Origin of the sequence: Actinoplanes sp. NPDC026623, assembly GCF_040638275.1 — a bacterium.
In the GTDB taxonomy this organism is placed as follows: Bacteria; Actinomycetota; Actinomycetes; order Mycobacteriales; family Micromonosporaceae; genus Actinoplanes.
In genome coordinates this window covers 26,297-39,300 of the sequence record NZ_JBEZXZ010000072.1, presented here as the reverse complement: position 1 = coordinate 39,300, position 13,004 = coordinate 26,297, and the positions used below count along the sequence as shown (strand labels likewise).

Below are 13,004 nucleotides of genomic sequence, written 5' to 3'. Positions count from 1 at the left end.
AAAACACTTTTTTTTTTTTTTTTTGTTTTTTTATTTCTTTCTAATATTTTTTTTTGCGGACTGCCTCGTGTTTTAATAATTGCGCACCCCGCCCCCGCCCCCGCCGGCCTGGAAAATATCCGAGCAACGAAACACGAGGGATAGACCAAGTGCTCGACGTCAACTTCTTCGACGAGTTGCGCATCGGCCTTGCTACCGCTGACGACATCCGCCAGTGGTCGCACGGTGAGGTCAAGAAGCCCGAGACGATCAACTACCGCACGCTCAAGCCCGAGAAGGACGGACTCTTCTGCGAGAAGATCTTCGGTCCGCAGCGGGACTGGGAGTGCTACTGCGGTAAGTACAAGCGGGTTCGGTTCAAGGGCATCATCTGTGAGCGCTGCGGCGTCGAGGTGACCCGGTCCAAGGTGCGCCGTGAGCGCATGGGCCACATCGAGCTGGCCGCGTCGGTCACGCACATCTGGTACTTCAAGGGTGTGCCGAGCCGGCTGGGCTACCTGCTCGACCTGGCGCCCAAGGATCTCGAGAAGATCATCTACTTCGCCTCGTACGTGATCACGAGCGTTGACGCCGAGGCGCGTCACCGCGACATGTCCACGATCGAGAACGAGATCTTCGCCGAGAAGCGGCAGTCCGAGAACAGCCGCGACTCGGAGATCGAGAAGCGGGCCGCGAAGCTCGAGCAGGACCTTGCCGAGCTCGAGGCCGAGGGCGCCAAGGCCGACGTGCGGCGCAAGGTCAAGGAGGCTGGCGAGCGCGAGATGCGCCAGATCCGCGACAAGGCGCAGCGCGAGATCGACCGGCTCGACGAGGTGCTCGACACGTTCCGCAAGCTCGACAGCAAGCAGCTCGTCACCGACGAGCTGCTCTACCGCGAGCTGCGCGACCGTTTCGGCGAGTACTTCACCGGTGGCATGGGCGCCGAGGCGATCAAGGCCCTGCTCGAGAACATGGACCTCGTCGCCGAGGCCGAGTCGCTGCGCGAGACCATCCGCAGCGGCAAGGGCCAGCGCAAGATCCGTGCGCTCAAGCGGCTCAAGGTCGTCGCCGCGTTCCTGAACACCCGCAACTCGCCTCTCGGCATGGTGCTGGACTGCGTCCCGGTCATCCCGCCGGACCTGCGCCCGATGGTGCAGCTCGACGGTGGCCGCTTCGCGACCAGCGACCTGAACGACCTTTACCGCCGGGTCATCAACCGCAACAACCGGCTCAAGCGACTGATCGACCTGGGTGCGCCCGAGATCATCGTCAACAACGAGAAGCGGATGCTGCAGGAGGCCGTCGACGCGCTGTTCGACAACGGCCGCCGCGGCCGGCCGGTCACCGGCCCGGGTAACCGGCCGCTGAAGTCGCTGTCCGACATGCTCAAGGGCAAGCAGGGCCGCTTCCGGCAGAACCTGCTCGGCAAGCGCGTCGACTACTCCGGCCGTTCCGTCATCGTCGTCGGGCCCCGGCTCAAGCTGCACCAGTGCGGCCTGCCGAAGCAGATGGCGCTGGAGCTGTTCAAGCCGTTCGTGATGAAGCGCCTGGTGGATCTCAACCACGCGCAGAACATCAAGTCGGCCAAGCGGATGGTCGAGCGTCAGCGTGCCGTCGTGTGGGACGTCCTCGAAGAGGTCATCAGCGAGCACCCGGTGCTGCTGAACCGCGCGCCGACCCTGCACCGCCTGGGCATCCAGGCCTTCGAGCCGCAGCTGGTCGAGGGCAAGGCGATCCAGATCCACCCGCTCGTCTGTACGGCGTTCAACGCCGACTTCGACGGTGACCAGATGGCGGTGCACGTGCCGCTGTCGGCCGAGGCGCAGGCCGAGGCCCGGATCCTGATGCTCTCGTCGAACAACATCCTCAAGCCGGCCGACGGCAAGCCCGTCACCATGCCTACCCAGGACATGGTCATCGGCCTCTACTACCTGACGCACCTGACCAAGGGTGCCAAGGGTGAGGGCCGGATCTTCAGCTCGGACGCCGAGGCACGGATGGCGTTCGACAACGGCGAGCTGCACCTGCAGGCGCAGGTGAAGATCAGGCTGCCCGAGGTGCTCGAGGTCGACAACGGTGCGGCCCAGCCGGCCTGGGCCCAGCCCGAGGGCTGGGAGACCGGCGACAAGCTGCTCGTCGAGACCACCCTGGGACGGGTGCTCTTCAACGAGACGCTGCCGCCGGGCTACCGCTACGTCAACTACGAGATCCGCAAGGGTCAGCTCTCCGCGATCGTCAACGACCTCGCCGAGCGTTTCCCCAAGGTCGCCCTGGCGGCGACCCTGGACGCGCTCAAGGAGGCCGGCTTCCACTGGGCTACCTGGTCCGGTGTGACGATCGGTATGGGCGACGTCATCGCTCCTCCGCGCAAGCCGGAGATCATCGCTCGCTACCAGGCCGAGGCCGACGGTATCGACAAGCAGTACCAGCGGGGCCTGATGACCGCCGAGGAACGTCGCGGCGAGCTCATCGACATCTGGACCAACGCGACCAAGGACATCTCGAAGGAGATGGAGTCGGCGCTGCCGCAGGAGAACCCGCTCTGGGTAATGATCAACTCCGGCGCCCGCGGTAACCTCCTCCAGCTCCGGCAGATCGCCGCGATCCGTGGTCTGGTGGCCAACCCCAAGGGCGAGATCATCCCGCGCCCGATCACCTCGTCGTACCGCGAGGGTCTGACCGTGCTGGAGTACTTCATCTCCACGCACGGTGCCCGTAAGGGTCTTGCCGACACCGCGCTGCGTACCGCCGACTCGGGTTACCTGACCCGGCGCCTGGTGGACGTCTCGCAGGACGTCATCATCCGTGAAGAGGACTGCGGGACCGACCGCGCGATCCCGATGACGGTGAGCGACCGCGAGCCCGACGGCAGCCGCGTCCTGCACGCGCACGCCGAAACCGGTGTGCACGCCCGCACGATCGCGGACGACATCACCGGCCCCGACGGCAGCATCGTCGTGTCGCGTGGTGAGGATCTCAACTCGATCCTGGTCGACAAGATGTTCGCCGCCGGGGTGGACACGGTCCGGGTGCGCAGCGTCCTGACCTGTGAGTCGAAGCTCGGCGTGTGCGCGGCCTGCTACGGCCGCTCGCTGCCGACCGGCAAGGCGGTCGACATCGGCGAGGCTGTCGGCATCATCGCGGCCCAGTCCATCGGTGAGCCCGGCACGCAGCTGACGATGCGTACCTTCCACACCGGTGGTGTCGCGGGTGAGGACATCACCCAGGGTCTGCCGCGTGTGCAGGAGATCTTCGAGGCCCGCGTACCCAAGGGCAAGGCGCCCATCGCCGACACCCCGGGACGCGTCCGCATCGAGGACGGCGAGCGTTCGCGGAAGATCATCGTGATCCCGGACGACGGCAGCGAAGAGATCGTTTACGACAAGATCTCGAAGCGCGTCAAGCTGCGGGCACACGACGGCAGCCACGTCGCGGTCGGCGAGAAGCTCACCGAGGGCACCATCGATCCGCACGAACTGCTGCGCATCATGGGCCCGCGGGCGGTCCAGGTCCACCTGACCAGTGAGGTCCAGGAGGTCTACCGCTCGCAGGGTGTGCTGATCCACGACAAGCACATCGAGATCATCATTCGCCAGATGCTCAAGCGGGTGACGGTCATCGACTCCGGCGCGACCGAGTTCCTGCCGGGCGTGCTGGTCGACCGGGCGCTCTTCGAGTCGGAGAACCGCCGGCTCGTCGGCGAGGGTGGCGAACCCGCCGCCGGTCGTCCGGTGCTGATGGGTATCACCAAGGCCTCGCTGGCGACCGACTCCTGGCTCTCGGCGGCCTCCTTCCAGGAGACCACCCGGGTGCTCACCGACGCTGCGATCAACTCGCGCAGCGACTCGCTGGTGGGCCTCAAGGAGAACGTCATCATCGGCAAGCTCATCCCGGCTGGTACCGGCATCAGCAAGTACCGCAACATCCGGGTCGAGCCGACCGAAGAGGCGAAGGCGAAGGTGTACTCGATGACCGGGTACCCGGAGACCGACTACGGCTTCGGGCCGGCCAGCGGGCAGGCTGTGCCGCTGGACGACTTCGACTTCGGGTCGTACCGCTAAGGGTTTGTCAGTCACCGTCAGGGCGGCCGCGCATCATCGCGCGGCCGCCCTTCGGTGTTCCTAAGATGGACGGGTGACCATCCCCGCCACCGCCGTGCCCACCCGCCACCCGATGGATCCGGACCCGGTCCCATCGACCAAGGCGCGGGCCGTTTTCGCGCTCGGGCTGATGGCGTTCCTGACCGGGGCGTTCGTCGGCGGAGTGATTCCCGCCACCATCGCGCTGCTGCTGGCCCGCCAGGCCGAGCGTGAGGCCTTCTCGGCGGGCGGCTACCTGACCGGCATGGCCTGGGTGCGCCGCGGACGGGCGCTGGCCTGGGCGGGAATCGTGCTGGCGCTCACCACCCTGGTGGTGGCCGCGATCGCCGGGCTGCTGCACCTCGCCGGCGCGCCGGGCGGGCAGGATTTCGGCGCGAACACCGACTGAGAGCCCGTCAGCGGGCCCTGGGCTGCGCCGGGCCACGTTCGGGTGACAGGATCGATTGATCCAGCGGTAAGCGGTGAGAGGGCGGTCCGTGACGCAGCAGCCAGGTTCGTGGCCGGCACCACCGGCATCGCCGTATGGGCAGCCGCCGGCGCAGGTGCCCGGTGTCCTGCCGCCGAAGTCGAACGAGCTGTGGACGCCGGAGCGGGTGGACCAGGTTCCCGGCACCGGGTTCGGCCTGGTCCAGTTGAGGGTCGCGCCGATCACATCCGGCCTGGCGGCGGGCGCGATGATCGCCGGCATCGCCTCGATCCTGGTGTCCACGTTGGTGCTCTGCTTCGGCCTCATCGGCATCGAGGACGGCTGGGGCGGCTGGGTGGGGGGAGCGTTTGCCCTGCTCAGCGTGCTTCTCGGCGGTGGCGCGGTCGGCGTCGCGCTGTTCGCCCGGCGGCTGATCCGTCGCTCCGGGCGAGACGGCCGGGTCCGGTTCACCGGCCACGGCATCGCGCTGGCGGGGATCTGGTGCGGGGGATCAGGGCTGGGAATCGCGGTGCTCACGCTGTTGTTGGTAGTGCTGTTGCAGTCAACCTGAGGCCTCGTGGTGCCGGTTCCGACACCGCGGCTATGTCCTGCCGACCCACCCGGTACACTTGTTAGTTGGAGATGTCCATCAGGGGAAGCAGGCTCGTTTTGACCTGTGTCCCTGAGGTGGGTACTCTTTCCTCTCGTGCCCGGGCTCGCCCGGGCAACTCGTGCGTGCGCCCGAGTCTGTGGTAACCGACGGGGCAGTGGCACGACGGGGTTGCAGCCCTGACAAAGACAGAACATCCGTTGCGTGTGTCAAGCGCGCTGCGGGACCGTGAGCCGGACGACACGCCCGACCGCGGGTGTCGGAGACCCAAACCGGGGTCTCACGACGCACAAGGCAAACGAAGACATTGCGGCCGCTATAAGGGCGGCCGAAGGGAGCGGAGAAACCCGGTGCCCACGATCCAGCAGCTGGTCCGAAAGGGCCGCCAGGCGAAGACGAGCAAGACCAAGACGCCGGCGCTGAAGGGAAGCCCCCAGCGGCGCGGCGTGTGCACGCGCGTGTACACCACCACCCCCAAGAAGCCGAACTCTGCGCTGCGCAAGGTCGCTCGTGTGAAGCTCAGCAGCCAGATCGAGGTGACGGCGTACATCCCGGGCGTCGGCCACAACCTGCAGGAGCACTCGATCGTGCTCGTGCGTGGCGGTCGCGTGAAGGACCTCCCGGGCGTTCGCTACAAGATCGTCCGCGGTTCGCTGGACACCCAGGGTGTCCGCAACCGCAAGCAGGCCCGCAGCCGTTACGGCGCGAAGAAGGAGAAGAGCTGATATGCCGCGTAAGGGCCCCGCTCCGCGCCACCCGGTTGTTCCTGACCCGGTTTACAACTCACCTCTGGTCACCCAGCTGGTGAACAAGATCCTGGTCGCCGGCAAGCGTCAGCTCGCCGAGCGCATCGTCTACGGCGCACTCGAGGGCTGCCGTGAGAAGAGCGGCACCGATCCCGTGGTGACCCTCAAGCGCGCCATGGACAACGTCAAGCCGACCCTCGAGGTCCGCAGCCGCCGCGTTGGTGGCGCGACCTACCAGGTCCCGGTCGAGGTCCGCACGCCGCGGCAGACCACCCTTGGCCTGCGCTGGCTGGTCCAGTACTCCAAGGCCCGCCGCGAGAAGACCATGATCGAGCGCCTGCAGAACGAGCTGCTCGACGCCAGCAACGGTCTCGGTGCTGCCGTCAAGCGTCGCGAGGACACTCACAAGATGGCGGAGTCCAACAAGGCCTTCGCGCACTACCGCTGGTAAAGACCCCGCTGCAGGCCCGGTTCCCGCCGGGCCAACGCAGTCAGTCGTACCGGTCCTGCAGAGACGACGACGAAGAAAAGTAGGGATTGAAGTGGCCGCCGCAGACGCGCTCGCCAAGGTACGCAACATCGGCATCATGGCGCACATCGACGCTGGTAAGACCACGACGACCGAGCGGATCCTGTTCTACACCGGTATCACGTACAAGATCGGTGAAGTCCACGAGGGCGCGGCCGTCATGGACTGGATGGAGCAGGAACAGGAACGCGGTATCACCATCACCTCCGCCGCCACGAAGTGCGAGTGGAAGGGCTACACGATTCAGATCATCGACACGCCCGGCCACGTCGACTTCACGGTCGAGGTCGAGCGGTCGCTGCGTGTGCTCGACGGTGCCGTCGCGGTCTACGACGGCGTCGCCGGCGTGGAGCCCCAGACGGAGAACGTCTGGCGGCAGGCGGACAAGTACAACGTCCCTCGGATGTGTTTCGTCAACAAGCTCGACCGGACCGGTGCGGACTTCTTCCGCTGCGTGCAGATGATGATCGACCGGCTCAACGCCACGCCGCTCGTCCTGCAGATCCCGATCGGGCTCGAGGGCGACCACATCGGCGTCGTTGACCTGATCAACATGAAGGCGCTCACCTGGCGCGGGGAGACCCAGAAGGGTGACGACTACGCGATCGAGGAGATCCCGGCCGACCTGGTCGACTCCGCGAACGAGTGGCGCGAGAAGCTCATCGAGACGCTCGCCGACGTGGACGACTTCGTCATGGAGAAGTATCTCGAGGGTGAAGAGGTCTCCATCGACGAGATGAAGGCCGCCATCCGGCGCGCCACCATCGCCAGCAAGGCGAACCCGGTGCTCTGCGGTTCGGCGTTCAAGAACAAGGGCGTTCAGCCCATGCTCGACGCCGTCGTCGACTACCTGCCGTCGCCGCTGGACGTCCCGGCCATCGACGGCACCGCGACCGACGGCGAGACGCCGATCATTCGCAAGCCGTCGAACGACGAGCCGTTCTCCGGTCTGGCGTTCAAGATCCAGACGGACAAGCACCTCGGCAAGCTGACGTACGTCCGGGTCTACTCCGGAACGCTCGAGTCCGGTTCACAGGTGGTCAACTCCACCAAGGACCGCAAGGAGCGGATCGGCAAGATCTACCAGATGCACGCCAACAAGCGCGAGGAGCGCCCAACGGCGTGGGCCGGCGACATCATCGCCGTGCAGGGTCTCAAGCAGACCACCACTGGCGACACGCTCAGCGACCCGGCGAACCCGGTCATCCTGGAGTCGATGACCTTCCCGGAGCCGGTCATCCAGGTCGCCATCGAGCCGAAGACCAAGTCCGACCAGGAGAAGCTGGGCGTCGCGATCCAGCGCCTGGCCGAGGAGGACCCGACCTTCCGCGTCTTCAACGACGAGGAGACCGGTCAGACGGTCATCGCCGGCATGGGCGAGCTACACCTCGACATCCTCGTGGACCGCATGCGCCGCGAGTTCAACGTCGAGGCGAACATCGGTAAGCCGCAGGTGGCGTACCGCGAGACGATCCGCGGCAAGGTGGAGAAGCTCACGTACGTCCACAAGAAGCAGACCGGTGGCTCGGGCCAGTACGCGAAGGTCGTCGTCACCGTCGAGCCCCTGCCGCTCGCGGCGGACGGCCCGACGTACGAGTTCGTCAACGCGGTGTCCGGCGGTCGCATCCCCAAGGAATACATCCCTTCGGTGGACGCGGGCGCGCAGGACTCGCTGCAGTACGGCGTCCTTGCCGGCTACCCGCTGGTCGGCGTCAAGCTGACCCTGGTGGACGGACAGTTCCACGAGGTCGACTCGTCGGAAATGGCGTTCAAGATCGCCGGCTCGATCGTGATGAAGGAGGCGGCCCGCAAGGCCGACCCCGCACTCCTCGAGCCGATGATGTCCGTTGAGGTCACCACCCCTGAGGACAACATGGGTGACGTCATCGGTGACCTCAACTCCCGCCGCGGCATTATCCAGTCGATGGAGGAGCGCTCCGGCGCTCGCGTCATCAAGGCCCTGGTGCCGCTCTCGGAGATGTTCGGCTACGTCGGCGACCTGCGGTCGAAGACTCAGGGCCGGGCGAGCTACAGCATGCAGTTCGACTCCTACGCCGAGGTTCCGCAGAGTGTGGCGAAGGAGATCATCGCTAAGGCCACCGGCGCCTGACGCGTTGAGGCACGTGCGGTTCGTCGAGAACCGCACGTGCACGAGCAGTCGACAGAGTCCTGAGCGCCTTATCGGCGTGCCGGGCGAGAAGAAAAGACACAGTCCACAGGAGGACACCAGTGGCGAAGGCGAAGTTCGAGCGGACTAAGCCGCACGTCAACATCGGCACCATTGGTCACATCGACCACGGTAAGACGACGCTGACTGCGGCCATCACGAAGGTCCTGCACGACGAGTACCCGGACCTGAACCCCTACACGCCGTTCGACGAGATCGACAAGGCGCCGGAGGAGAAGGCCCGCGGCATCACGATCTCGATCGCGCACGTCGAGTACCAGACCGCGACGCGGCACTACGCGCACGTGGACTGCCCCGGCCACGCCGACTACATCAAGAACATGATCACCGGTGCCGCCCAGATGGACGGCGCGATCCTGGTGGTCGCCGCGACCGACGGCCCGATGCCGCAGACCAAGGAGCACGTGCTCCTGGCCCGCCAGGTCGGCGTTCCGTACATCGTTGTCGCCCTGAACAAGAGCGACATGGTCGACGACGAGGAGCTCCTGGAGCTCGTCGAGCTCGAGGTCCGCGAGCTGCTCAGCACCTACGAGTTCCCGGGCGACGACCTTCCGGTCGTGCGCGTCTCGGCGCTCAAGGCGCTCGAGGGCGACGCCGAGTGGAGCAGCAAGCTCATGGAGCTGATGAACGCGGTCGACACCGCGATCCCGCAGCCCGAGCGTGACGTCGAGAAGCCGTTCCTCATGCCGATCGAGGACGTCTTCACGATCACCGGTCGTGGCACGGTCGTCACCGGCCGGGCCGAGCGCGGCATCCTCAAGCCGAACGAGGAGGTCGAGATCGTGGGTATCCGCGAGAAGTCGACCAAGACCGTTTGCACCGGCATCGAGATGTTCCGCAAGCTGCTCGACGAGGCCCGCGCGGGCGAGAACGTCGGCCTCCTGCTGCGCGGCATCAAGCGCGAGGACGTCGAGCGCGGCATGGTCGTCGTCAAGCCCGGCTCGAGCACTCCGCACACGGAGTTCGAGGGCCAGGTCTACATCCTCTCGAAGGAGGAGGGCGGCCGGCACACGCCGTTCTTCCAGAACTACCGTCCGCAGTTCTACTTCCGCACCACGGACGTCACCGGCGTCGTCACGCTGCCCGAGGGCACCGAGATGGTCATGCCGGGCGACTCCACCAGCATGTCGGTCAAGCTGATCCAGCCGATCGCCATGGAGCAGGGCCTGAAGTTCGCGATCCGTGAGGGTGGCCGCACCGTCGGCGCCGGAACGGTCACGAAGATCAACGTCTGATTGAGGATTGTCCAGGACGGCGGAGACCGGGCGTCTGTGCTTAACGTGACGCGCGACTCAACGTAGTCGTGAACAAGCCCCAATGGTGACCCCGATTAGCAATGCCGCGATCGATGCGGCATACTAGTCAGGTTGCGTCCGCGCAGGGTGGTTGGCTGCTCTTGCTTTCGAGAGAGGGCGGTCAGCCACCCTCGCCGGGTGTCCGGCGAGGTTCTTCGTAGCCGCCGGCATCCCCGATCCCGACGGATCAAGGAAGTCTCCCCGGAGAATTCCTTGCGGGCATGATCGCTCCAGATTCTTGGGGCGGAGCCTGGTTCACCAGCGCGACACGCCCGACCGCGGGGGTCGGACATCGCAGGACCAACGGTCCTGCGGGCATGCGAGGGCCACAGCTTTCGCACGTAGCGGCATCGAGAGAAGGAAACAGAAGCCACCATGGCGGGACAGAAGATCCGCATCCGGCTCAAGGCCTATGACCACGAGGTCGTCGACTCCTCGGCGCGCAAGATCGTCGAGACGGTTACGCGTACCGGTGCGCAGGTTGCTGGCCCGGTGCCGCTGCCCACGGAGATCAACCGTTTCTGCGTGATCCGTTCGCCGCACAAGTACAAGGACTCGCGCGAGCACTTCGAGATGCGCACGCACAAGCGTCTGATCGACATCATCGACCCGACTCCGAAGACGGTCGACTCGCTGATGCGCCTCGACCTCCCGGCTGGCGTCGACATCGAGATCAAGCTGTAGGGATCCGGACAATGGACAGGCAAGTGAAGGGCATCCTGGGCGCCAAGCTCGGCATGACCCAGGTCTGGGACAACAACAAGGTCGTCCCGGTAACCGTGGTTCAGGCCGGCCCGTGCGTCGTGACCCAGGTCCGCACCTCTGAGACTGACGGCTACACGGCGGTTCAGTTGGCGTACGGCGCCATCGACCCGCGGAAGGTCAACAAGCCTGAGGGCGGCCACTACGCGAAGGCTGGTGTGTCGCCGCGGCGCCACATCGTGGAGCTGCGCACCAGCGACGCCACCGAGTACGCGCTCGGCCAAGAGGTCACCGTTGAGGCGTTCACGGTCGGTACGCCGATCGACGTCACCGGTAAGACCAAGGGCAAGGGCTACGCCGGTGTCATGAAGCGGCACGGTTTCCACGGCCTCAAGGCGAGCCACGGTGTTGAGCGCAAGCACCGTTCGCCCGGCTCCATCGGCGCCTGCGCGACGCCCGGTCGTGTCTTCCGGGGTACCCGGATGGCCGGCCGCATGGGCCACAAGCGCTTCACCGTGCAGAACCTCACGGTGCAGGCGGTCGACGTGGAGAACAACCTGCTGCTCGTCAAGGGCGCCGTTCCCGGCCCCAAGGGCGCGCTGATCCTCGTCCGTACGGCGGCGAAGAAGAAGGGTGGTGCCAAGTGAGCTCGGTTGACGTAATCAACACCGAGGGCACGAAGGCCGGCTCGGTCGAGCTGCCCGACGACATCTTCGACGTGCAGGCGAACATCCCGCTGATGCACCAGGTCGTCGTGGCCCAGCTCGCGGCTGCCCGTCAGGGCACGCACAAGGCCAAGACGCGGGGCGAGGTCGCCGGTGGCGGCAAGAAGCCCTACAAGCAGAAGGGCACCGGCCGCGCCCGTCAGGGCTCGATCCGTGCACCGCAGTTCACCGGTGGTGGCGTCGTGCACGGTCCCGTGCCGCGCGACTACAGCCAGCGGACCCCGAAGAAGATGAAGGCCGCCGCCCTGCGTGGCGCCCTCTCCGATCGGGCTCGCGACGGCCGGGTGCACGTGGTCGAGGGCTTCATCGCCGGCGAGAAGCCGTCGACGAAGGCCGCGATCGTCACGCTGCGCAAGGCGACCGAATCCAACAAGGTTCTGGTCGTTCTGAGCAGCCACGACGAGCTGAACTGGATCTCGCTGCGGAACGAGCCGACCGTCCACCTCATCGAGGCCGGCCAGCTCAACACGTACGACGTCCTGGTCGCCGACGAGGTCGTCTTCACCAAGGAAGCCCTCGACGAGTTCCTGGGCGTTCCGGCCGAAGCCGCCGAGGAGGGGGACAAGTGAGCACGATCGCCGACCCGCGCGACATCATCGTCGCGCCCGTGGTCTCCGAGAAGAGCTACAGCGTTCTCGACCAGAACTGGTACACGTTCCTGGTTCACCCGGACGCCAACAAGACCGAGATCAAGATCGCGATTCAGCAGATCTTCGATGTCCGCGTGCTGACGGTTAACACCATCAACCGCCAGGGCAAGCGCAAGCGCACCAAGACGGGCTTCGGTCAGCGTAAGGCGACCAAGCGTGCCCTGGTGAAGCTGGCTGACGGTGACCGCATCGAGGCCTTCGGCGGCCCGGTCAGCTAAGGGGTTGTAAATCATGGCTATCCGTAAGTACAAGCCGACCACGCCGGGCCGTCGCGGCTCCAGCGTCGCCGACTTCGCCGAGATCACCCGGTCGACGCCGGAGAAGTCTCTGCTGGCCCCGCTGCCCAAGAAGGGTGGCCGCAACGTCCACGGTCGCATCACCACGCGGCACCAGGGCGGCGGTCACAAGCGGCAGTACCGGCTGATCGACTTCAAGCGCAACGACAAGGACGGCGTGCCGGCCAAGGTCGCTCACATCGAGTACGACCCCAACCGCACCGCCCGCATCGCCCTGCTGCACTACGCCGACGGTGAGAAGCGCTACATCGTCGCGCCGAAGGACCTCAAGCAGGGTGACCGGGTCGAGTCCGGCGTCGGCTCCGACATCAAGCCGGGCAACAACCTGCCCCTGCGCAACATTCCGGTCGGTACGACGGTCCACAACGTGGAGCTTCGTCCCGGCGGTGGCGCCAAGCTGGCCCGTTCGGCCGGCGTGGGCATCCAGCTGCTCGGTCGCGAGGATGTGTACGCCACGCTGCGTATGCCCTCCGGCGAGATCCGTCGCGTCGACGTGCGCTGCCGCGCAACCGTCGGCGAGATCGGCAACGCCGACCAGTCGAACATCAACTGGGGCAAGGCCGGCCGCATGCGGTGGAAGGGCAAGCGCCCGACCGTCCGTGGTGTCGCCATGAACCCTGTCGACCACCCGCACGGTGGTGGTGAGGGTAAGACCTCCGGTGGTCGCCACCCGGTGAACCCGGCTGGTAAGCCGGAGGGCCGTACCCGCCGCAAGGGCCAGGAGAGCGACCGCATGATCGTTCGCCGCCGCTACGCCACCCGCAAGCGCGGGTAACGG

General features: G+C 66.2%; 12 protein-coding genes. All 12 read left to right on the top strand.

Features of this window, described 5'->3' with window-relative positions; genetic code table 11:
* Nucleotides 1-149: 149 nt before the first annotated feature.
* The 12 genes from AB0F10_RS22025 (at nucleotide 150) to rplB (ending at nucleotide 13,001) form a co-directional block, all read left to right on the top strand.
* Nucleotides 150-4,040 (top strand): DNA-directed RNA polymerase subunit beta', encoded by a 3,891-nt coding sequence (locus AB0F10_RS22025; protein ID WP_360627884.1) that lies wholly within the window; start codon nucleotides 150-152, stop codon nucleotides 4,038-4,040.
* Between the two features lie 112 nt (nucleotides 4,041-4,152).
* Nucleotides 4,153-4,467, top strand: coding sequence for a hypothetical protein (locus AB0F10_RS22020; RefSeq protein ID WP_360627893.1), 315 nt, complete (start codon nucleotides 4,153-4,155; stop codon nucleotides 4,465-4,467).
* Nucleotides 4,468-4,555: 88 nt separating this feature from the next.
* Complete coding sequence (locus AB0F10_RS22015) at nucleotides 4,556-5,056, top strand: hypothetical protein (RefSeq protein ID WP_360627881.1); 501 nt, start codon at nucleotides 4,556-4,558, stop codon at nucleotides 5,054-5,056.
* A gap of 389 nt (nucleotides 5,057-5,445) precedes the next feature.
* Complete coding sequence (gene rpsL, locus AB0F10_RS22010; protein WP_014440718.1) at nucleotides 5,446-5,820, top strand: 30S ribosomal protein S12; 375 nt, start codon at nucleotides 5,446-5,448, stop codon at nucleotides 5,818-5,820.
* Nucleotide 5,821: 1 nt separating this feature from the next.
* A complete protein-coding gene (gene rpsG / locus AB0F10_RS22005) occupies nucleotides 5,822-6,292 on the top strand; it encodes a 30S ribosomal protein S7 (protein ID WP_360627878.1) in 471 nt (156 codons plus the stop codon).
* A 91-nt stretch (nucleotides 6,293-6,383) separates the two neighbouring features.
* Nucleotides 6,384-8,480, top strand: coding sequence for an elongation factor G (gene fusA / locus AB0F10_RS22000; RefSeq protein WP_360627875.1), 2,097 nt, complete (start codon nucleotides 6,384-6,386; stop codon nucleotides 8,478-8,480).
* Between the two features lie 119 nt (nucleotides 8,481-8,599).
* Entirely contained in the window at nucleotides 8,600-9,793 is a 1,194-nt protein-coding gene (gene tuf, locus AB0F10_RS21995) for an elongation factor Tu (RefSeq protein ID WP_360627872.1), read from the top strand.
* Between the two features lie 435 nt (nucleotides 9,794-10,228).
* Complete coding sequence (gene rpsJ, locus AB0F10_RS21990; protein ID WP_007073037.1) at nucleotides 10,229-10,537, top strand: 30S ribosomal protein S10; 309 nt, start codon at nucleotides 10,229-10,231, stop codon at nucleotides 10,535-10,537.
* 11 nt (nucleotides 10,538-10,548) lie between these two features.
* Nucleotides 10,549-11,202 (top strand): 50S ribosomal protein L3, encoded by a 654-nt coding sequence (rplC, locus tag AB0F10_RS21985; protein ID WP_360627869.1) that lies wholly within the window; start codon nucleotides 10,549-10,551, stop codon nucleotides 11,200-11,202.
* Nucleotides 11,199-11,849 carry a 50S ribosomal protein L4 gene (rplD, locus tag AB0F10_RS21980; RefSeq protein ID WP_360627866.1) on the top strand — a complete coding sequence of 217 codons (651 nt, stop codon included), beginning with the start codon at nucleotides 11,199-11,201 and terminating at the stop codon, nucleotides 11,847-11,849. The genes rplC and rplD overlap by 4 nt, the downstream gene beginning before the upstream one ends.
* Nucleotides 11,846-12,148 (top strand): 50S ribosomal protein L23, encoded by a 303-nt coding sequence (rplW, locus tag AB0F10_RS21975; protein WP_023358172.1) that lies wholly within the window; start codon nucleotides 11,846-11,848, stop codon nucleotides 12,146-12,148. The genes rplD and rplW overlap by 4 nt, the downstream gene beginning before the upstream one ends.
* A gap of 13 nt (nucleotides 12,149-12,161) precedes the next feature.
* On the top strand, nucleotides 12,162-13,001 hold the full coding sequence (rplB, locus tag AB0F10_RS21970; protein WP_360627863.1) for a 50S ribosomal protein L2: 840 nt from the start codon (nucleotides 12,162-12,164) through the stop codon (nucleotides 12,999-13,001).
* Nucleotides 13,002-13,004: the final 3 nt, after the last annotated feature.